This window comes from Aeromonas sp. ASNIH8, from assembly GCF_002919855.1.
Lineage (GTDB): Bacteria > Pseudomonadota > Gammaproteobacteria > Enterobacterales > Aeromonadaceae > Aeromonas > Aeromonas caviae.
This window is the reverse complement of sequence record NZ_PQLN01000034.1, coordinates 22213-42290: the sequence shown is the minus strand read 5'-3', so window position 1 is coordinate 42290 and position 20078 is coordinate 22213. Positions and strand designations below refer to the sequence as shown.

General features: G+C 59.2%; 17 protein-coding genes, 1 tRNA gene and 1 rRNA gene. 9 read left to right on the top strand and 10 right to left on the bottom strand.

The features are described from left to right. Window positions 1–4 precede the first annotated feature (4 nt). The 3 genes from rrf (at window position 5) to tcdA (ending at window position 1277) form a co-directional block, all read left to right on the top strand. A 5S ribosomal RNA gene (rrf, locus tag C3418_RS10980) occupies window positions 5–119 on the top strand. A gap of 97 nt (window positions 120–216) precedes the next feature. Continuing rightward, window positions 217–293: transfer RNA gene (locus tag C3418_RS10975), tRNA-Asp, on the top strand. A 147-nt stretch (window positions 294–440) separates the two neighbouring features. Next, window positions 441–1277, top strand: a complete 837-nt coding sequence (gene tcdA / locus C3418_RS10970; protein WP_103858491.1) for a tRNA cyclic N6-threonylcarbamoyladenosine(37) synthase TcdA — start codon at window positions 441–443, stop codon at window positions 1275–1277. Between the two features lie 21 nt (window positions 1278–1298). Here the strand turns inward: tcdA and C3418_RS10965 are convergent, their stop codons facing one another. Together C3418_RS10965 and C3418_RS10960 are read right to left on the bottom strand one after the other, a co-directional pair. After that, on the bottom strand, window positions 1299–1733 hold the full coding sequence (locus C3418_RS10965) for a SufE family protein (protein WP_181023090.1): 435 nt from the start codon (window positions 1731–1733) through the stop codon (window positions 1299–1301). A gap of 13 nt (window positions 1734–1746) precedes the next feature. Then, window positions 1747–2967, bottom strand: a complete 1221-nt coding sequence (locus C3418_RS10960; protein ID WP_103858489.1) for a cysteine desulfurase — start codon at window positions 2965–2967, stop codon at window positions 1747–1749. 152 nt (window positions 2968–3119) lie between these two features. Between C3418_RS10960 and rep the strand changes: the two genes are divergently transcribed. After that, window positions 3120–5132: a DNA helicase Rep gene (gene rep, locus C3418_RS10955; protein WP_103858496.1), complete on the top strand. Its 2013-nt coding sequence runs from the start codon at window positions 3120–3122 to the stop codon at window positions 5130–5132. On the opposite strand, the gene C3418_RS10950 is transcribed toward rep, so the two are convergent. The 5 genes from C3418_RS10950 to C3418_RS10930 all read right to left on the bottom strand — a co-directional run bounded on the left by C3418_RS10950 (window position 5119) and on the right by C3418_RS10930 (window position 11312). Further along, window positions 5119–7422, bottom strand: a complete 2304-nt coding sequence (locus C3418_RS10950) for a bifunctional diguanylate cyclase/phosphodiesterase (RefSeq protein WP_103858488.1) — start codon at window positions 7420–7422, stop codon at window positions 5119–5121. The genes rep and C3418_RS10950 overlap by 14 nt on opposite strands. Before the next feature lie 84 nt (window positions 7423–7506). Beyond that, window positions 7507–7959 (bottom strand): cytochrome c5 family protein, encoded by a 453-nt coding sequence (locus tag C3418_RS10945; protein ID WP_181023089.1) that lies wholly within the window; start codon window positions 7957–7959, stop codon window positions 7507–7509. Window positions 7960–8178: 219 nt separating this feature from the next. Continuing rightward, window positions 8179–9204 (bottom strand): L-threonine 3-dehydrogenase, encoded by a 1026-nt coding sequence (tdh, locus tag C3418_RS10940; protein ID WP_010672427.1) that lies wholly within the window; start codon window positions 9202–9204, stop codon window positions 8179–8181. Window positions 9205–9293: 89 nt separating this feature from the next. Next, window positions 9294–10484 (bottom strand): glycine C-acetyltransferase, encoded by a 1191-nt coding sequence (locus tag C3418_RS10935; protein WP_052815560.1) that lies wholly within the window; start codon window positions 10482–10484, stop codon window positions 9294–9296. A gap of 183 nt (window positions 10485–10667) precedes the next feature. After that, window positions 10668–11312: a TetR/AcrR family transcriptional regulator gene (locus C3418_RS10930; protein ID WP_052815559.1), complete on the bottom strand. Its 645-nt coding sequence runs from the start codon at window positions 11310–11312 to the stop codon at window positions 10668–10670. 154 nt (window positions 11313–11466) lie between these two features. On the opposite strand from C3418_RS10930, the gene rfaD reads away from it, so the two are divergent. The 5 genes from rfaD to C3418_RS10905 are packed head-to-tail and all read left to right on the top strand — an operon-like array spanning window position 11467 to window position 17216. After that, window positions 11467–12426 (top strand): ADP-glyceromanno-heptose 6-epimerase, encoded by a 960-nt coding sequence (rfaD, locus tag C3418_RS10925; RefSeq protein ID WP_039041134.1) that lies wholly within the window; start codon window positions 11467–11469, stop codon window positions 12424–12426. A gap of 49 nt (window positions 12427–12475) precedes the next feature. Further along, window positions 12476–14236, top strand: a complete 1761-nt coding sequence (locus C3418_RS10920; protein ID WP_103858487.1) for a polysaccharide deacetylase family protein — start codon at window positions 12476–12478, stop codon at window positions 14234–14236. 6 nt (window positions 14237–14242) lie between these two features. After that, on the top strand, window positions 14243–15460 hold the full coding sequence (locus tag C3418_RS10915) for an O-antigen ligase (RefSeq protein ID WP_103858486.1): 1218 nt from the start codon (window positions 14243–14245) through the stop codon (window positions 15458–15460). Then, window positions 15457–16137, top strand: coding sequence for a glycosyltransferase family 25 protein (locus C3418_RS10910; protein WP_103244030.1), 681 nt, complete (start codon window positions 15457–15459; stop codon window positions 16135–16137). Before C3418_RS10915 ends, C3418_RS10910 begins: the two co-directional genes overlap by 4 nt. Continuing rightward, complete coding sequence (locus C3418_RS10905) at window positions 16137–17216, top strand: glycosyltransferase family 9 protein (RefSeq protein WP_103858485.1); 1080 nt, start codon at window positions 16137–16139, stop codon at window positions 17214–17216. Before C3418_RS10910 ends, C3418_RS10905 begins: the two co-directional genes overlap by 1 nt. Here the strand turns inward: C3418_RS10905 and C3418_RS10900 are convergent. The 3 genes from C3418_RS10900 to C3418_RS10890 form a co-directional block, all read right to left on the bottom strand. Then, a complete protein-coding gene (locus C3418_RS10900; RefSeq protein WP_103858484.1) occupies window positions 17167–18231 on the bottom strand; it encodes a glycosyltransferase family 9 protein in 1065 nt (354 codons plus the stop codon). The two genes, C3418_RS10905 and C3418_RS10900, sit on opposite strands and share 50 nt — an antisense overlap. Window positions 18232–18446: 215 nt before the next feature. Next, window positions 18447–19703: a PTS ascorbate transporter subunit IIC gene (locus C3418_RS10895; RefSeq protein ID WP_103858483.1), complete on the bottom strand. Its 1257-nt coding sequence runs from the start codon at window positions 19701–19703 to the stop codon at window positions 18447–18449. A 60-nt stretch (window positions 19704–19763) separates the two neighbouring features. Beyond that, the gene (locus tag C3418_RS10890) at window positions 19764–20051 is read right to left on the bottom strand and encodes a PTS sugar transporter subunit IIB (protein ID WP_026142047.1); all 288 of its coding nucleotides are present in this window, start codon (window positions 20049–20051) and stop codon (window positions 19764–19766) included. Window positions 20052–20078: the final 27 nt, after the last annotated feature.

Below are 20078 nucleotides of genomic sequence, written 5' to 3'. Positions count from 1 at the left end.
TTTGCCTGGCGGCAATAGCGCAGTGGAACCACCTGACCCCATGCCGAACTCAGAAGTGAAACGCTGTAGCGCCGATGGTAGTGTGGCATTCGCCATGCGAGAGTAGGACACTGCCAGGCACCCAATTAAACGGTGATGTGAAGAATCACATGACCGGCTGCGAGGATGACACCTCACAACAAGCAGCAAAAGATTTAGCGAAAGCTAACCGAATGCGGAGCGGTAGTTCAGTCGGTTAGAATACCGGCCTGTCACGCCGGGGGTCGCGGGTTCGAGTCCCGTCCGCTCCGCCACTACTCAAGAAGCCCAGTCTAACGACTGGGCTTCTTTTCGTTCCCGAGACAGCACTCATTTCCCCTTACATCAACATCGCCATCATCTGATCATCGCCCCTGACGGCGGTTGCCGCTATAATGGCCGCCCTCAAGCAAGGTGATGGTATGAAAGCAGAGTATCTACAGCGATTCGGGGGCATAGCCCGTCTTTATGGCCAGCGTGCCCTTGGCTCCTTCAGCCAGGCGAAAATCTGCGTGGTCGGGATCGGTGGCGTCGGCTCCTGGGCGGCCGAGGCGCTGGCTCGGGCCGGCATCAACCAGATCACTCTGATCGACATGGATGATATCTGCATCACCAACACCAATCGCCAGATCCATGCCATGCAGGGCACGGTCGGCCGTCTCAAGACGGAGGTGATGGCCGAGCGCATCCGTGCCATCAACCCGGATTGCGAGGTGATCGAGGTGGATGACTTCGTCACCGCCGACAACCTGGGCGAGCATATCAAGCGGGAGTTTGACTATGTGGTGGATGCCATCGACTCGGTCAAGGCCAAGGTGGCGCTGATTGCCTTCTGCAAGCGCAACAAGATCCCGGTGATCGTGGCGGGCGGTGCCGGCGGGCAGATGGACCCGACCCAGATCACCGTGGCCGACCTGGCCAAGACCATTCAGGATCCGCTGGCCGCCAAGGTGCGCTCCGACCTGCGCCGACTGCACAACTTCAGCAAGAATCCGGCGCGCAAATTCGGGGTGGAGTGCGTCTTCTCAACCGAGCAGCTGAGTTATCCGGATGGCAATGGCGGCACTTGCCAGGCCAAGGCGGCCAGCGACGGCAATATGAAGATGGATTGCGCCTCCGGCTTCGGTGCCGTGACGCCGGTGACGGCCACCTTTGGCTTGGTTGCCGCGTCCCGGGTATTGAAGAAGATTGCCGAGCGGGGAGCCCGCGCCGAGAAAGAGGCCGGAAATGAAGGCGCAGGGTCGATTGGCGAAGCCTGATCGACTACTGCACAAGGCGGGTTAGACAGCCTGCTCCCGGATTGCCAACACGATAGCTCTGAGCCCGTTGCCCCGCGACGGGCTCAAATGTTTCTCAAGCCCCAGTTCGCTGAAATAGCCCTCCATGTCGAAGGAGTGGATCGCCGCTGCAGGTTGGTGGTTGAGTGCGGCCAGCACGATGACGATAAGGCCCCGCACGATGCGGGCATCGGAATCACAGGCAAAGTGCCAGTTACCATCCTCACCTTTCTCCCCCTTCAGCCAGGCCTGGCTCTCACACCCCTTGAGGCAAAATGCCTCCTGCTGCCATTCGCCGGGTAGCGTGGGTAACAGCTTGCCGAGCTGGATGATGAGCCGGTACTGGTTCTCCCAGCCGTTTGCTGCCGCAAACTGCTGACGGATGCTATTTGCGTCGGGCTCAAGGCCTATGGGGGTATAGGTTGCGAGGCTGTTCATTGGATTGTCTGCCTTAGAAGAAATCACGGAGTTTGTGCAGGGCGGCCAGCAGGGCGTCGACATCGTCCCGATTGTTGTAGCAGGCCAGCGAGGCGCGCATCGTGCCGCCGACACCGAGCGATTCCATCAGCGGCATGGCGCAGTGATGGCCGACCCGCAGGGCTATGCCCTGCATGTCGAGCAGGGTGGCGGCGTCCTGCGGGTGGATATCCTCCAGCAGGAAGGAGACGGCGCCGGCGCGCTGGCCGGGTTCGCCGACCAGACGCAGCCCCGGCACCTGTTGCAGTCCGGCAACCAGATAGTCGGTCAGCGCTGCTTCATGGCTGGCCAGTGAGTCCCTGTCCTGCTTCATCACAAAGTCGATGGCTGCGGCCAGGCCGATGGCGCCGGCAATATGGGGGGTGCCTGCCTCGAATTTGAAGGGCAGGGTGTTGAAGGTGGTACCGGCAAAGCTGACCCTGTCGATCATCTCGCCTCCCGCTTGCCAGGGCGGCATCCGCTCCAGTAGTTCGGTGCGGCCCCACAACACACCGATGCCGGTCGGGCCATAGAGCTTGTGACCGGAGAAGGCGTAGAAGTCGCAACCTATGGCCTGCACATCTACCTCCAGGTGAGCCACTGCCTGGGCACCGTCGATCAGACTCAGGGACCCGACCGCCTTGGCCGCTGCCACCATCTCTTTGACTGGATTGACGGTGCCAAGGGCATTGGAGACGTGAGCCACGCTTACCAGTCGGGTCCGTGGCCCCAACATGGCGTGATAGGCGGCCAGATCGAGATCGCCCCGCTCATCGAGGGGGATGACCCGGATGACGGCACCGGTACGCTGGGCGACCAGCTGCCAGGGGACGATATTGGCGTGATGCTCCAGGGTGCTGAGCACGATTTCATCCCCCGCCCTCAGCTCGCTCATCCCCCAGCTCTGTGCCACCAGATTGATCGCCTCCGTGGTGCCACGGGTCCATATCACTTCGTGGCTGCGAGAGGCATTGATAAAGCGGGCAACCGTCTCACGGGCATCTTCGAAGGCGCGTGTGGCCCGGCCGCTCAGGGCATGGGCGGCGCGGTGCACGTTGGCATTGTCGGCCCGATAGTAGTGATTGATCGCATCCAGCACGGCTTGCGGTTTCTGGGTGGTGGCGGCGTTGTCCAGATAGACCAGAGGGTGGCCGTTCACCTCCTGCGCCAAGGCCGGAAACTGGCCGCGCAGCCGGGCGTGCTGTTGCTGATTCATGCTCCCCTCATCTCGTCTGGAAAAGTCGGTCATGATCCGGAAAATGGCGGGCAAACACAAGATGAAGTGGCGGGACCCCGTGCCCGGTTTCGGCTGCCCGCGGGATCTCTGCTACAATGCCGCCCCTCATCATAAGCCAAGAGATCCGGCCCATGAAGCTCAACCCCAATCAGAACGAAGCGGTCAAGTATGTCTCCGGCCCTTGCCTGGTGCTGGCGGGTGCCGGATCGGGCAAAACCCGCGTCATCACCAACAAGATTGCCTATCTGGTGCAGCAGTGCGGCTACAACGCACGCAACATAGCGGCGGTCACCTTTACCAACAAGGCGGCGCGGGAGATGAAGGAGCGGGTCGGTCAGACCCTGGGTCGCAAGGAGGCGCGGGGGCTGATGGTCTCCACCTTCCATACCCTGGGGCTCGAGATCATTCGCCGCGAGCACAAGAGCCTGAACCTCAAGGTCAACTTCTCCCTGTTCGACGACACCGATCAGCTGGCGCTGCTCAAGGAGCTGACCGAGGCAGAGCTCGACAACGACAAGGACAAGCTCTCGGCCCTCATCAGCCAGATCTCCAACTGGAAGAACGACCTCATCCTGCCTGCCCGGGCCATGCGCATCGCCCGCGGGCCGGAAGAGGTGCTGATGGCTCAGCTCTATGAGCGTTACCACCGCCAGATGGTGGCCTACAACGCGCTGGATTTCGACGACCTCATCGTGATGCCGACCCTGTTGCTCAAGAGCAACCAGGAGGTGCGCGAGCGCTGGCAGAACAAGATCCGCTACCTGCTGGTCGATGAATACCAGGACACCAATACCAGCCAGTACGAGCTGGTGAAGCAGATCGTCGGCGAGCGGGCCCGCTTCACCGTGGTGGGGGACGACGACCAGTCCATCTACTCCTGGCGCGGTGCCAAGCCGCAGAACCTGGTGCTGCTGAACGAAGATTTCCCCAATCTGCGGCTCATCAAGCTGGAGCAGAACTACCGCTCCAAGCGGCGCATCCTCAAGTGCGCCAACATCCTGATCGCCAACAACCCCCACGTCTATGACAAGGCGCTTTTCTCCGAGCTCGATGAAGGGGTGAAGCTCAAGGTGCTGTTTGCCAAGAATGAGGAGCACGAGGCGGAGCGCATCGCCGCCGAGCTGATGGGCCACAAGTTCATGAACCGCACCCGCTTCAAGGATTACGCCATCCTCTACCGGGGCAACCATCAGTCGCGCATCTTCGAGAAGGCGCTGATGACCAACCGCATTCCCTACCGTATCTCCGGCGGTACCTCATTTTTCTCCCGCACCGAGATCAAGGACATCATGGCCTACCTCAAGCTGCTGGTGAACCCGGACGAGGACACTGCCTTCCTGCGGGTGGTCAACCTGCCGCGCCGCGAGATAGGCCCCACCACCCTCGAAAAACTGGGCCAGTACGCCAACCAGCGCGGCAAGAGCCTGTTTGCCGCCAGCTTCGAGCTGGGGCTGGAGCAACACCTCTCCGGGCGCGGTCTATCCGCCTTGCAGGCCTTCACCAACTGGCTGGTACGGCTCGGCGATCAGGCGCTGCGCGGCAATCCGGTGGAGGCGGTGCGGGACATGATCAAGGAGATCCACTATGAGGAGTGGCTCTATGAGACCTCCCCCAGTCCGAAGGCGGCGGAGATGCGGATGCAAAACGTCTCCACCCTTTATCGCTGGATCAGCGAGATGCTGGAGGGGGATGAGCTGGAGGAGTCGATGACGCTTGCTCAGGTGGTGACTCGCCTCACCCTGCGGGACATGATGGAGCGCAACGAAGGGGAGGATGAGGCGGATCAGGTGCAGCTGATGACATTGCACGCCTCCAAGGGACTGGAGTTTCCCTATGTCTACATGGTGGGAATGGAGGAGGGGTTACTGCCGCACCAGACCAGCATCGACGAGGACAACGTGGAGGAGGAGCGACGCCTCGCCTACGTGGGGATTACCCGGGCCCAGACCGAGCTGACCTTTACCCTCTGCAAGGAGCGTCGCCAGTTTGGCGAGTCGGTGCGGCCGGAGCCGAGCCGCTTCCTGCTGGAGCTGCCCCAGGATGACCTGGAGTGGGAAAACCAGAAGAAGGTGACGGCAGAGGAGCGCCAGCAGAAGGGGCAGGTTGGTGTCGCCAACCTGCGGGCCCTGTTCAAGAAGGATTGAGGCCGGAAGGCTTGGCCTCTCGGGCGGCCTGACCCAGCAGGGGGGGAATATCGGCTCCCGGCAGCGGGGGGGAGATGTGGCGCCCCTGCCCGAGGGCGCAGCCAAGCTCGATGAGCTTTTGCAACTGTTGCTGATTTTCGATCCCCTCGACCACCAGGGTGAAGTCGAGGTCCTGGCAGATGTCCCGCATGGCGCGGATCAGCGCCAGATCCTTGGGTGAGTTCAACATGCGATGGGTGAAGCTGTCGTCCACCTTGATGTAATCCACTGGGAAGTGAAACAGGGCGTTGAGAGAAGAGAAGCCGGTGCCGAAGTCATCCAGGCTGACCTGGATCCCTTTCGCCCTCAGTTCATGCAAGGCTGTGAGGGAGTCGGCACTCTGCCGGGAGAGCTCGCGTTCGTTGAACTCAAAGATGAAACATGCGGGGATGACACCCTCCTCCTCCATGATGGTGAGCAGTTGCATGATCTGCTCGTGGCTGGCCAGGTGCTTGCCGGAGAGGTTGATGGCTATCCTGAAACGACCGACCCCGGAGGCGGGCTGCCAAAGCTTCAGTTGCTGGCAGGTGCGCTTGAGGATCTGGCGGTCCAGATCCTGAATGAGGCCGCACTGTTCCGCCAGAGGAATGAAGTCGAATGCATCCTTGAGCTCCCCTTCCTCCGTTATCCAGCGCGCCATCACCTCCAGTCCGACCAGGCGGCTGTCACACAGCCTGATCACCGGCTGGAAGTAGGGCACAATCCGCCCTTCCCGCAAGGCTCTGAAGAGCCGCTCTTCCGGTGACCCCGCCTGTTCGGTACAGGCCTCCGAATACATGACGATGCGGCTGCGACCGTTGCGCTTGGCCTGGTACATGGCGAGGTCTGCCTGGTGCAGCAGTTCACTGACATCGGCCGTTTGCTCCGTCACGCTGGCGACCCCCAGACTGACGGTGATGGTCAGTTCGTTGCCCTGGATCCGGAACGGATGGCCGATACGGCCAATCAGGCGATTGAGCACGGGGCTGATGTCCTCTTCCCGCTGGCTGTTGTCCAGATAGATGACGAATTCGTCCCCTCCGAGCCTCGCCACCATGTCATTTTGCCGGATGCAGCCTTGCAGCCTGCTGCCCAGCTCCTGCAGCAACTGATCGCCAGCACTGTGGCCCAAGGCGTCATTGACCTGCTTGAAGTGATCCACATCGACGAAGATCAGGGTGAAGCCGGCTGTCTGGTAGCGGCGGTAGCGGGTCATGGCATGATGCAGGTGATTCATCAGCAGCGCCCGGTTTGGCAACTGGGTCAGCGGGTCGTGCAGGGCATTGAACTGGAGCCGCCGCTCCAGCTCCTGATGATGCTTGAGCCGTTTCTGCAACCTCAGGTTGGTTTGGCGCAGCTGTTGGAGGCGCTGGTTGATGGACTCCTCCGAGTTGAGCTCATCGAGTTGCTGTCGCACCCTTTTGAGCTCCAGCAACAGGGTCAGCTGATGGCGCAGGAAATCGAGGAACAGCCTGTCATCGGTTTCCAGAGGCCGGGTCATGTTGAGGATGAGGTGGGCAAAGTATTGCTGCTGCTGGCGCAGGGGCAGGCTGTACCAGTAAAGCCCCTCTTCATGGCGCTCTACGCTGTTGGTGCTGTGGCACATGGCCCGAATGATGTCATCGTCGTATGTCAGGTGTGGTGGATAGAGTCGCTCCAGTCGCTGGTTTTCCAGCCGGATCAGCAACATGTCGCTGACCGAGAGCATCTGGCGCAACACAGCTTCCAACTGGGCAAACAGGGCATGCTGAGGCAGGTTGTGAGCCAGGCGCATCACTCGGCCGATCTTCTCGATTTTCTCCTGCCACTGGGGATCCCGCTGCATGAGAGGGGAGGCCTGCCCCGCCAGCTGAGTACCGGTCTGGGTTTCGTGCAGTCGTTTGGCCAGGCACTCCAACAGCAGCCTCAGGGTGGGTGCCTGATCCGGGGTGCTGCGTGCCAGCAACCACTGCACGTCGATATGCTCCACAGGCTGCACGCACCAGCCCTGACCTTCATCGAGCCGGGTGAGCTGTTCGGTGAGGCGAGGTTCTTCCCGTCCCAATTGTTGCTTGAACACGTCGGGAAGCTGATAGGTGTAGCGCCAGTTCAGCCCCCCGTCGGCCAGCCCCAGCATGGCGAAATGTTGCAGAGGGCAGAGTGTGTCCAGCAGACCGACCAGTCGGGCGTAATCCTCGGGGGAGGCAATGCCGGGGGCGGGGAAATCCATGATGGAGGAGACGACCGCCAGCAAGGAGTGCGAGTCTGGCGGTGTGGTGGGCTGAACTGACATGCAACACTCCCGAAAAAACTTACCTTCAAGCGTAGTCGGAAGTGATGGGATTGAAAGGGCTGCAAGAGGAGCCCTTTCAATTACTTAGAGCTTGTCGATCATGTAGTGAATGGCGTTCTCGATCTCTTCGTCACTGCAGTTGGCGCAGGTCCCCCGCGGTGGCATCATGCCAGCCTTGCCGGTGAAGCCTTCGATGGCGTGTTTGCGCAAGGTGTCGAAGCCCTGGGCGATGCGTGGCTCCCAGGCGGCCTTGTCACCTCGCTTGGGGGCGCCGGCGGCACCGGTATCGTGGCAGGCGAAGCAGGCACCCTTGAACACGGTTTCGCCGTCACGGGGGCCGGAGGAGGCTGCCGCAGGCGCGGCCGCGGCGGTCGCAATGCCTTCCAGATCCTTGGCGGTATAAACCTGGCCAACCGGGGCAATACGCTCGGCGATGGCCTCTGTCGACATGTCATCGGCGGCAAGGACTGCGCCGGACAGAGTGGCGGCCGCCATCCCGGCAGCCAGCAAATAGCTCAGTTTTTTCAACACGCTCATGTACTCCCAGCAGGCTCTTATTATCCCCAGAAAACGACGGGATTATAACCGAATAGTTACAGCCATTTAAACGCTTGTGTGTGAAGTGTTAAGCAATCTGCAAACAAAGTGGTAGAGCGGGAAGGGGTGATCCCACATAAAAAAAACCGGCATGCGCCGGGTTTCGTGAGGCTGAACAAAATAGGGCGCGCTGATTGCCCAGGCGCCCCTCGCGTGTCCTCAATCCCAGTTCAGGATCACCTTGCCGGACTTGCCGGAGCCCATGGCTTCGAAGCCCTGCTGGAAGTCATCGATATGGAAATGGTGGGTGATGATGGGGCTGAGATCCAGGCCAGACTGGATGAGGCTTGCCATCTTGTACCAGGTTTCGAACATTTCGCGGCCGTAGATCCCCTTGATGAAGAGTCCCTTGAAGATCACCTTGCCCCAGTCGATGGCCATGGTGGAGGGAGGAATGCCGAGCATGGCGATTTTGCCGCCGTGGTTCATCTTGTCGATCATGTCCTGGAAGGCGCTGGGCACCCCGGACATCTCCAGCCCCACATCGAACCCTTCGGTCATGCCGAGATCTTCCATGACATCGGAGAGCTTCTCCTTGGCTACGTTGACGGCACGGGTGGCGCCCATCTTGCGGGCCAGTTCCAGCCGGTATTCGTTGACGTCGGTGATCACCACGTGACGGGCGCCAACGTGACGGCAGACGGCAGCGGCCATGATGCCGATGGGGCCTGCGCCGGTGATGAGCACGTCTTCACCCACCAGATCGAAGGAGAGGGCGGTGTGCACGGCGTTGCCGAACGGATCGAAGATGGCGGCCAGCTCATCGGGGATGTTGTCCGGCAGCTTGAAGGCGTTGAAGGCCGGGATCACCAGGTATTCGGCGAAGGAACCCGGGCGGTTCACACCCACACCAATGGTGTTGCGGCACAGGTGGGTGCGACCGGCACGGCAGTTGCGGCAGTGGCCGCAGGTGATGTGGCCTTCGCCGGAGACGCGATCGCCGATGGCGAAGCCGCGCACTTCCTGGCCGACGGCGACCACCTCTCCCACATACTCGTGCCCCACCACCATGGGGACGGGAATGGTCTTCTGGGCCCACTCGTCCCAGTTGTAGATGTGCATGTCGGTGCCGCAGATGGCGGTCTTGCGGATCTTGATGAGCAGATCGTTGTGGCCGAGCTCGGGAGCCGGGACATCAGTCATCCAGATGCCGACTTCGGATTTGAGTTTGGAGAGTGCTTTCATGACAGATTCCTCACGGCGCCATGCCGGGTACAGAGGGTAATAAAATGGGGCCCAACCTTGGCCCCCGTTTTAATCAGCCAGCCATGTGATCAAATCACACCGAGCTCGCGACCGATGCGAATGAAGGCATCGATCGCCTTGTCCAGTTGCTCCCGGGTATGGGCGGCGGACATCTGGGTCCGGATGCGCGCCTGACCCTTGGGTACCACGGGGAAGGAGAAGCCCACCACATAGATACCGGCGTCCAGCATGCGGCTCGCCATCTCGGCGGCCAGTTTGGCATCCCCCAGCATGACCGGAATGATGGCGTGATCGGCACCGGCCAGGGTAAAGCCGGCGGCGCTCATGCGCTCGCGGAAGTAGGCACTGTTCTCCTTGAGGCGGGCACGCAGGTCGTGACCCTCGGCCAGCATGTCGATCACCTTGATGGTGGCCGAGACGATGGAGGGTGCCAGGGAGTTGGAGAAGAGGTAGGGACGGGAGCGCTGACGCAACCAGTCGATCACCTCTTTCTTGCCGGAGGTGTAGCCACCGGACGCGCCACCCAGCGCCTTGCCCAGGGTACCGGTGATGATGTCGACCCGTTCCATCACCTCGCAGTATTCGTGGGTGCCGCGGCCGTTCTCACCGATGAAGCCGACGGCGTGGGAGTCATCCACCATCACCAGCGCATCGTACTTGTCGGCCAGATCGCAGATGGATTTGAGGTCGGCGATGACGCCATCCATGGAGAAGACACCGTCGGTGGCGATCAGTTTGAAGCGGGCGCCGTCGGCATCGGCCTGCTTGAGCTGGGCTTCCAGTTCGGCCATGTCGTTGTTGGCGTAGCGATAGCGCCTGGCCTTGCACAACCGCACCCCATCGATGATGGAGGCATGGTTGAGGGCGTCGGAGATGATGGCGTCTTCGGCACCGAATAGGGTCTCGAACAGACCGCCGTTGGCGTCGAAGCAGGAGGAGTAGAGGATGCTGTCTTCGGTGCCGAGGAAGGCGGACAGCTTCTGCTCCAGCTCCTTGTGCTGGTCCTGGGTACCGCAGATGAAGCGCACGGAGGCCATGCCGAAGCCGTGGCTCTCGAGCCCCTGATGGGCGGCGGCAATCAGGTCGGGGTGGTTGGCCAGCCCCAGGTAGTTGTTGGCACAGAAGTTCAGTACCTGCTCGCCGCCCACCGCAATCTGGGCCTGCTGGGCCGAGGTGATGATGCGCTCCTGCTTGTATAGCCCTTCCGCCTTGACCTGTTCGAGCTGTTCGGTCAGGTGACGATAGAATCCGTTAGACATCCTCGGTCCTCATTGCTGTATCGACTGTGTTATCAGGATCCCGGGCCGTGCAACCCGCATGGTTCGGCGTTGTCACGGTCGCGACGAAACGCCGACAGACCCTAGAATGGGCAACATTTTACTGTAATCCCTGCGTATAAATTCAAATTTTTATGCTGATAATCAACAATTGTGAAACAGATCTCACCCGGCTGGTTGGGCCAGTTGGAGATAATGTTGCTCCAGTTGATGTATCTGGGGGGCCACTTGTGGCTGCACGTAGGGGCGCAGCAAAAACAGCACCCGCAAGACCCCCTGGTAGAGCAGGGGCTTGGTGATGCGGGTGGCCGGGGCCTGGGCGATCTGGAACGGGATCCAGCAGGTGACGACCATCTTGATGGTCTGACCGAGATCCGGCAGGTCTTCATCGCTGACGGCGATGATACCGCCTTCGCGCAGGCTTCTGAGCAGCGTCTCCACGGTGGCACGGAGCTGCTCCTGTGCCTTGAGGTATTTCTGCTGCAGAAGCTCGTCGCGACTCAGGATGTCCGGCAGGTTCGCGTAGAAGAAGCGGAACTGCCACATCAAATAAAAGATGGCATCCAGGTAGCCCATCAGATCCTCCAGCCGGATCTCGCTGCTGCGGATCGGAGTGAAGCTGTCGCTCAGGTGGCGGGCGTACTGATCGAAGATGGAGTGGATGATGTCTTCTTTGTTTCTGAAGTGGTAGTAAAGGTTGCCCGGGCTGATGCCAAGGTGTGCGGCAATGTGGTTGGTGGTGATGTTGCGCTCGCCCTGATCGTTGAACAGCTCGGTGGCGCTGTGGATGATCCTGTCTCTGGTCTTCATCGCTGGTCCCTCTGCCGGGCCCGAAGGGGAAAAGTCATCGAGGTCGAATCCCCTTGCGGCCCGTGATAAACTTTTCGGCAATTTCAAATTGGCCCACTATACACAGCTTTAACAGGCAGTCACACGGGGCCACAACGTACGCGAGGCAAACTCCATGATCGTAGTAACTGGCGGTGCTGGCTTTATCGGCAGCAATCTGGTCAAGCAGCTGAACGCTCAAGGACGGACCGATATCGTGGTCATCGATGACCTGACCGACGGCACCAAGTTCGTCAACCTGGTCGACCTCACCATCGCCGACTACATGGACAAGGACGAGTTCCAGGCGCGGATCGTCTCCGGTGACGAATTCGAGGAGTGGGATGACGGCATCGAGGTGATCTTCCACGAAGGCGCCTGCTCCGCGACCACCGAGTGGAACGGCAAGTTCATCATGGAGGTCAACTACGAGTACTCCAAGGATCTGTTCCACTACTGCATCGAACGGGAAATCCCCTTCATCTACGCCTCTTCCGCCGCGACCTATGGCGGGCGCAACGACAACTTCATCGAAGACCCGAGGTTCGAGCAGCCCCTCAACGTCTACGGCTACTCCAAGCAGCTGTTCGATCAGTACGTGCGTCGCTGGATGCCGGAGATCAACTCCCAGGTGGTGGGTCTCAAGTACTTCAACGTCTATGGTCCCCGCGAGCAGCACAAGGGCTCCATGGCGTCCGTGGCCTTCCACCTCAATACCCAGGTGAAGCAGGGTGACAATCCCAAGCTGTTCGAGGGCTGTGACGGCTTCCCGGATGGCGGCCAGATGCGCGACTTCATCTACGTGGACGACGTCTGCAAGGTGAACCTCTGGTTCTGGCAGAATCCTCAGCACTCCGGCATCTTCAACTGCGGCACCGGCCGGGCTGAGCCGTTCCAGAACGTGGCGGAAGCCGTGATCAGGCATCACCAGAAAGGCGCCATCGAATACATTCCCTTCCCGGATCACCTCAAGGGTCGCTACCAGAGCTTCACCCAGGCGGATCTCACCAAGTTGCGCGGCGTCGGCTATGACGGCGAGTTCAAGACTGTGGCCGAAGGCGTGGCCGATTACATGGCCTGGTTGAACCGGGCTTGATACCCCTCTGGCGGGTGGCTCTGGCCACCCGTCGATCGGATGCGCTTGCATGAACATATTGATGGCTCTCTCCCAGCTCGAAGTGACGGGCGCGGAGGTCTATGCCACCACGGTCGGCAACGAGCTGACCCGCCGTGGCCACCAGGTTTTCTACGTCTCTGACACCCTGACCAAGCCGACTCTGGGGCCGGTCTTTCGGTTGCGCTTCAACAAGCGCAGTATCCTGCGCCGCTTCTGGCACGTCTTCTATCTCATCTATCTGATCCGCAAGCACAGGATCCAGCTTGTGCACGCCCATTCGCGCGCCTCGGGCTGGAGCAGCTACGTCGCCTGCAAGCTGACCAGAACCCCCATGATCACCACGGTGCACGGGCGCCAGCCGGTACACGCCTCCCGCAAGGCATTCCATGCGTTGGGCTATCGGGCGGTGGCGGTGTGCGAGGATATCGCCAGCCAGATCATCGACAACCTGGGGGTGGACCCGGCCATGGTGCAGGTGCTGCGCAACGGCATCGAGACCGACAAGTTCCAGCCCGTGCCGATACCGGACAACGACAAACCGGTGATCGCCATCATAGGCCGGCTGAGCGGTCCCAAGGGGGAGCTCTGCTACCGGCTGCTGGACGAGGTGCTGGATCTGGAAGCCTGTCGGGTGCGCGTCGTCAGCGGCACCCAGGTGCCGGTGCGTTTTGCGCGTTTTCAGGACAAGGTCGACTTCGTCGGTTATGTGGACGATGTGCCCGCCCTGATGGCGGGCTGCGATCTGGTGATCGGTGCCGGTCGGGTGGCGATGGAGGCGCTGCTGTGCGGTCGTCCGGCGTTTGCCATCGGCGAAGCCAGGACCATCGGTCTGGTGACTGAGCAGAATCTGGACGAAGCGCTTGCCAGCAACTTCGGCGACATCGGCCCCAGAGATCTGGCCATCGACTTTGCCGGGCTGAAGGCGCAGATCCCCTCGGCGCTGGCCTCCAAGGTGGTGCCAGACCCAGTGCGCCAGCGGATCCTGCAAGAGTATGACTTGCAAGGCGTCGTGACCGGGCTGGAATCCGTCTATCAGGATGCCGTGGTCGAGACTCTGCGCCGGGAGATGCCGGTCATCATGTATCACCGCTTCATCGAGCACGAGAGCGAAAAGGGAGTGCATGGCACCTGGCTCCCGGTCGCCATGTTCGAGAAGCACCTCAAGCTGATGAAGTGGCTGGGCTACGAGACGCTGACATTTGCCGACCTGGCGGAGAACGGGTTCATCCACCGGCTGCAATACGGCAAGAAGTACCTGATGATCACCGTGGACGACGGCTATCGGGACAACCTCACCCGCATGCTGCCGCTGCTGGAAAAGTATGGCTACAAGGCGGTGGTCTATGTGGTGACCGGTGAGGATCACAATCGCTGGGATGTGGAGCACCCGACCCACCCCGATACCCCGGTGACCCTGATGACCCCGGAGGAGATCAAGGCGCTGGTGGCCTCCGGTCATGTGGAGATCGGGGGCCATACCCTGACTCACCCCCGCCTGAGTACGCTCCCCCCAGAGGAGCAGGCCCACCAGATCCAGGCCAACAAGGCCTGGCTGGAGCAGTTGCTCGGCCATCCCCTGATCTCGTTTGCCTATCCTTACGGGGATCTGAACGACAGTGCAAAAGCCCAGGCCGTTGCCGCCGGTTATCGCTATGCTGTGGCCACCAACAGCGGCCCCAGAGCCATGCACCGGGATCCGTTCCAGATCCGCCGGATCGCCATCTTCCCCCGCACCGACATGTTCGGCCTGTGGCGCAAGATCCGTGGCAACTATGTATTCAGGAAATAAGTATTGATGTCTATTAAGCCTCACGAACTGCTCGATAGAGCAACGACCACTGTTTATGCACTAACCATAATGTTTGCCTTCTGTGGGTTGTTTCTGGTCCCTCCTGGCCAGAGCATCCTCTCCAACTTGCTGGTGGTGTCGGGTCTCTTTGGCCTGTTGAACTACTTTGTTGGAGGAAACAAGGATGTATTCTTTATCGATCGCCGCCTGATCTGGGTCTTCATATTCTACGGTGCCGTGATCATGCTGAATAGAATGATTCATGGTGACCAATACGGAGTCATGCGAAATTTATTATATGTGGCGGTTTTTTCTTTGGTTATGCCGCGCAAGAAAATACTGTTGACTCTGGGGGCTATATCTATCCTGATGGGTGGTGTTGGGTTAGGAGCCTTGAGTGTTTGGCAGCATTTAGATGGTATTGTCAGAGTTGAAGGCTTCACCAATGCAATCCTGTTTTCTCAAGCAGCACTGACATTGGTCATTCTGAATTGGTGCGTATTTGTTAAATCTAGAGGATATCCATTGGTGAAAGTGTTTTCTCTCATTTCACTTGGGTGTTCTATACTTGCACTTTATCTTTCACAAAGTCGTGGTGTCTGGTTGGCATTGGGTGTCGTTATTAGTTACCTTGTACTGTATAAAGCTATTTTCAAACCATGGAAATATAGTGCCATAGCATTACTGTTTATTATGTGTCTTGGTGTGATCTATCATACGAATACACTTGTTCAAGATAGAATTTCTGCTGCAGCATCAGATATAAATCAAATGAGCGTGGGTTCTTACGGGTCTTCGTGGGGACTGCGCGTTGTGGCTTGGAAGAGTGCCTGGTTAGGTTTTTTGGATGCACCACTGATAGGTGTGGGCTCGGATGGGTTCAGATCCGTCAAAGAACAGCAGGTGTCGCAAGGACTGATCTCACCCCTAGTATTGGATTCTGCATTGGCTCATGCTCATAACCAGTATATGCAGAATCTGATTATTCGAGGAATTGTGGGTCTATTGGCACTGATTATTTTCATATTCTACCCAATGAAAATTATCATAGAAAGAAAAGGATGGGGAACTCCATACGCAGTGATTCCTCTATCCTTTGCCATCAGTGCATTAAGTGATGTGCCTTTTGAACATCAGAACACGTTGTATATATATGTGCTGAGTTTGGTGTTCTGCTGGTGTGCGATAGAAATAAAGTATGATAGGGAAAATAAAATATCATGATTCCAGTTTTCGTGATCAGTTTGGCCAGGAGCCATGATCGACGCGCCTTTATTGAGAAGCACATGAGCAGCCGTGCTGTCGATTTTGTTTTCTTTGATGCCGTTGATGGTAAAAAACTCTCAGAAGATGAGTTGAAAAACGTGGACTTCCTCATGGCCAGACAGTTTTGTGGTCACGATCTGAGTTTGGGTGAGGTTGGCTGTGCCATGAGCCATATCCGCATATATGAGATGATGGTTGCCAAGAATATAGAGCACTGTGTCGTGCTGGAGGATGACATCTATCTGCACAGCCACTTCAAGGCCATAGTGTCGAAGGCCATGTCTGCTTGCCAGTCAGATATTATTTTCTTGTACCATGGCAAGGTGAAGTCTTGGCCATGGATGAAGAAGATGCCGGAAGGGTATCGTCTTGCCAAATATATCTCCCCGAGCCGGAACTCCAAGCGAGGCATCATATCGACGGCAGGATATATCTTGACTCTGTCTGGCGCCAAGAAACTGCTGAGCAAGGCCTACCCCATTCGGATGCCATCCGATTATCTGACAGGCCGCTTGCAACTCAACGGTCTGACGGCCTCGGGTGTTGAGCCTTGCTGCATGGATGTCGGTCTGTTCGATACCACGATCGATGATCGTAACTATGGTCCTCATGTGACCGATGACGAGGTTCGATAGTGATCGGTTATTTACAGCTATTACGTGATCGGGTGCGCAGAGCCCTGGGTATTCTCTTGTTTGACAAGAAGATGCCACTCGGCATCCAGGGGGATATCAAGCATATTTTGGTGGTTCGCTGGGATGCCAAGCTGGGGGATTCCTTTATCTCCTCCTTTTTCTTCCGGGAGCTAAAAAAACTGCCGGGCAACAAGAAAGTGACGGTTATCACGACCCCAGCCCTGGCCAGCCTGTATCGGGATTGTTTCGGGGTTGATGAGGTCATCGAGATCAACAAGCGACCCGGCTACGGTGCTATTGGCAAGATGGTGTCAGCCATTCCCCATGTCGATCTGGTGATACATCTCACCGAGGGGATGAAGATGAAGGATCTATATCTCCTGCACAAACTCTCGTCGACCAATGTTGCCTCCCTCGACGACAGTATCGGACGTGTCAATGTGAAGTTGTCCGAGGCGACGGCGGGCATGCTGTTCCAGGATAAATATCGCTATCTGCTGTCACTGCTGGGTGCGAAAGAAGTAGATCAGAAGTACATGATCCCAGTGGCAGAGAAGGGGAATGTGACCTCGGCCTGTGATGACCTCATCCTCATCAACCCCTTCGGCAGCACTCAGTACAAGTCGTTCTCGCACGCCAAGATGGTTGAGTTGTTGAAGACCTTGGCAACCGAGTTCGCTGCCTATCGCTTCGGAGTGCTCTCTTCACCCGCAACTTATGCTGCGGCGGAGGCCATGCTCAGAGCTAGCGCGGCTAGCAATGTTATGCTGCTGGATGGCGTAAAAACCATAGATGATGCTATTTATTGTGTTCAGCAGTGCATGGCTGTGCTGTCGGTGGACACCGCCATAGTGCATATCGCCGTCGGATTGGAGAAGCCGCTGGTGGCTATCTATCCGCGCCATGGTGAGACGTTCAACCAGTGGTTGCCGACCAGCACGCCGCGGGTCCGGATCCTGTTTAGCGACTCCCCTGGCCTGAATGCCGACATGAACAATGTCGATGACCGGGCCGTCTGCGAGGCGCTAGCTAGTCTGCTGTCCGTGACTGAGCAAGCAGAGCCGCTAGCCGCTGAATAACCAGCTCAGGTGTAATTGAGCGGAACAGGGCTTCATCGAAGAAGTCCTTCTCCTGGGTCGGCAACTGATAATCCGCCCCCTTGGCGTCGAAGATATCGATGGCCTGATACCGGGGGTGGTTCACCGGGTTGGCGATGATCTTGTCGCCGCCTGGGGCCACTATGGTCAGCAGCGGCAGATCGATGGCCTGCGCCATGTGCCGTGGGCCAGTGTCGTTGCCGACAAACAGCTGGCAATGGGCGAAGAGCCCCACCAGTTCCCGTACCGAGCGGGTCTGAACATGGTCAAACACGCTGGCCTGCAGCGCTGCTGGCAGTAACGGCTTCAGGCTGCGGTTGTACTCCTCTTCCCCCGGCCCGCAGTAGATCAGGATCTGGGCGTCGTGCTGCTCGATCAGCCAGCGCGCCACCTCGGCGAAGCAGTCGATGGGCCAGCGCTTGTAGTGACCGAGGGAGTTGACCCCCATGGCGATGAGTGGCCGGGTCGGGTCGACGCCAGCGGCCAGCAGGGTCTCGCGCCCCCGTTGTCTCTCCCCGTCGCTGAGCCAGAGGTAGTAGTTGCGATCTTCGCTGGCCAGCTTGAGCGGCTTGAGCAGTGAAAACCGGTCGTCCACCAGGGTGCTGTTGCCCTGATGCTCGGTGTCATGGCGAAAGCGCACGATGCGGTTGTGGCCCAGGCGCCATGGGAAAGAGTCGAAGCCGATCCGCAGGCGGGCGCCGGAGAAGAGGCAGGTCAGCAGGCCTATCATCTGGCCCTGGCTGTTGATCACCACATCGTAGCGCTCGCGGCGAATGCCCAGCAGCAAATCCTTCATGTAGCGCCACTCGTTGCGGCGCGCCTTCTCGATGACGATCAATCGATCGATGTTGGGGTTTCCCTCTGCCATGCCCGCGCAGTAATCCATGACCAGATAGTGAACTTCCCCGGCAGGGTCGTGCTGCTTGAGGTTGTTGCACAGTGCGGTGGAGATCAGCACATCTCCTATCTGTTTGGTTTGTACTACCAGGTATTTCATGGAAAGGGCCTCGAGCGAGGTCGGGTTGAACGTCAGCGCATCAGCATATCGTACTCCCCTGTCAGATGCTGCCGCTATGGGGTGAAAATCCGATCCAACGCACTGTGTTTGCACATATTTTCGACGTTGTTTGGGCTGGTGGGGCCCGGCTGGCAGTACGGGAGGATGAGCGGGGGCATGGCACCGTCGGCCATGCCCCCGATGGGCAAGAGTGATCAGCGTACGATGAGGCCGAGCAGGATCCCCACCACGCCGAAGTCGGCATCGCTGAAGGTGGTGTTGGCAAAGCCGAGATCCCCCAGTACCGGCAGCAGGAACACCGGCAGGAAGGTGATCAGCAGGCCGTTGGCGAAGGCTCCCAGCAGGGCGCCGCGACGACCGCCGGTGGCATTGCCGAACACCCCGGCCGCCGCGCCGACGAAGAAGTGCGGTACCACCCCCGGAATGATGACGGTGAGCCCCAGTAGATAGAGCAGCACCATGCCCACCAGACCGGCGGCAAAGCTCGACAGGAAGCCGATCAGCACCGCATTGGGGGCGTAGGGGAAGACGATGGGGCAGTCCAGCGCCGGCTTGGCGTTGGGCACCAGCTTGTCGGAGATCCCCTTGAAGGCCGGCACGATTTCGGCGATGACCATCCGTACCCCCTGCAGGATCACGTAGACCCCGGCGGCGAAGGTGATGGACTGCATCAGGGAGAACATGAACCAGTGCTTGCCCTTGGCGACGCTGGCGACGAACTCGGGCCCGGCGAAGGCGGAGGTGATGAGGAAGATGATGCCCATGGTGAAGGAGATGGCCACCGGGGTATCGCGCAGGAACAGCAGGCTCTTGGGCACCTGCACCTCTTCGCTGCTGTGGGCCTTGTTGCCGAACTTGGCGCCGATCCAGCCGGCCAGCACGTAGGAGCAGGTGGAGAAGTGGCCGAGTGCCACATCGTCGGAGCCGGTGATCTGCTTCATGTAAGGGTGGGCGAGGGCCGGGAACAGCACCATGGTCACGCCGACCACCAGGCTGCCCACCGCGATGAGCGGAATGCCGCTCATGCCGCCGGCGGAGAGGATGGCCGCCACCATCATCGACATGAACAGGGTGTGGTGACCGGTCAGGAAGATGAACTTCCACGGGGTGAGCCGGGCGATCAGGATGTTCATCAGCATGGCGAAGAACATGATCATCGCCATCTCTTTGCCGAACGACTGCTGGGCGATGGAGACGATGGCCTCGTTGTTGGGGACCACCCCCTTGATGCCGAAGGCGTGCTGGAAGATGGTGGCGAAGTCGCCCAGCGAGTTCACCACCAGGGTGGCGCCGGCCCCCAGGATGACGAAGCCCATGATGGTCTTGACCGTGCCCTTGATGCACTCGGTCACAGGTTTCTTCTGGGCGATCAGGCCGATGAGGGCGATGAGGCCAACCAGCACGGCCGGCTCCGACAGCACGTCAAACATCAGAAAATTGAAAAATTCCATGGTCAGCTCCAAGCAGATGGAAGCGGCGGCTCACCGGCCGCCCAGACAGTCGCAAAGGGGTTAGAGTGCGCCCAGCTCGCGCAGGGCGATGGCGAGTTTTTCTTTCATGGCGGCCTTGTCGACCATGTTGTCCAGGGATACCAGCCGGCCGTCGACCCCCATGCTGACCAGCTGTTCGGCAATGTCGCGGGTGGCGACAAAGATCTCGGCGCGCTCGCTGCCGGCGGAGGCGAGATCCCGGTGATCCACCTCGGCCGTCACGGCCAGCTCCTTGAGAATGCTCTTGATGCTCATCTCCATCATCAGGCTGGTGCCCAGGCCGTGTCCGCATACAACCAGAATCTTCATGTTCTCTTCCTCTGTCGGGCGCAGGGC

Bases quoted from the DNA above. Each gene is read 5' to 3' on its own strand.
- C3418_RS10950 (WP_103858488.1), bottom strand. From the start codon at position 7,422: ATGTCAGTTCAGCCCACCACACCGCCAGACTCGCACTCCTTGCTGGCG.
- tdh (WP_010672427.1), bottom strand. From the start codon at position 9,204: ATGAAAGCACTCTCCAAACTCAAATCCGAAGTCGGCATCTGGATGACT.
- C3418_RS10935 (WP_052815560.1), bottom strand. From the start codon at position 10,484: ATGTCTAACGGATTCTATCGTCACCTGACCGAACAGCTCGAACAGGTC.
- rep (WP_103858496.1), top strand. From the start codon at position 3,120: ATGAAGCTCAACCCCAATCAGAACGAAGCGGTCAAGTATGTCTCCGGC.
- C3418_RS10945 (WP_181023089.1), bottom strand. From the start codon at position 7,959: ATGAGCGTGTTGAAAAAACTGAGCTATTTGCTGGCTGCCGGGATGGCG.
- rfaD (WP_039041134.1), top strand. From the start codon at position 11,467: ATGATCGTAGTAACTGGCGGTGCTGGCTTTATCGGCAGCAATCTGGTC.
- tcdA (WP_103858491.1), top strand. From the start codon at position 441: ATGAAAGCAGAGTATCTACAGCGATTCGGGGGCATAGCCCGTCTTTAT.
- C3418_RS10890 (WP_026142047.1), bottom strand. From the start codon at position 20,051: ATGAAGATTCTGGTTGTATGCGGACACGGCCTGGGCACCAGCCTGATG.
- C3418_RS10965 (WP_181023090.1), bottom strand. From the start codon at position 1,733: ATGAACAGCCTCGCAACCTATACCCCCATAGGCCTTGAGCCCGACGCA.
- C3418_RS10960 (WP_103858489.1), bottom strand. From the start codon at position 2,967: ATGAATCAGCAACAGCACGCCCGGCTGCGCGGCCAGTTTCCGGCCTTG.
- C3418_RS10900 (WP_103858484.1), bottom strand. From the start codon at position 18,231: ATGAAATACCTGGTAGTACAAACCAAACAGATAGGAGATGTGCTGATC.
- C3418_RS10920 (WP_103858487.1), top strand. From the start codon at position 12,476: ATGAACATATTGATGGCTCTCTCCCAGCTCGAAGTGACGGGCGCGGAG.
- C3418_RS10930 (WP_052815559.1), bottom strand. From the start codon at position 11,312: ATGAAGACCAGAGACAGGATCATCCACAGCGCCACCGAGCTGTTCAAC.
- C3418_RS10910 (WP_103244030.1), top strand. From the start codon at position 15,457: ATGATTCCAGTTTTCGTGATCAGTTTGGCCAGGAGCCATGATCGACGC.
- C3418_RS10895 (WP_103858483.1), bottom strand. From the start codon at position 19,703: ATGGAATTTTTCAATTTTCTGATGTTTGACGTGCTGTCGGAGCCGGCC.
- C3418_RS10915 (WP_103858486.1), top strand. From the start codon at position 14,243: ATGTCTATTAAGCCTCACGAACTGCTCGATAGAGCAACGACCACTGTT.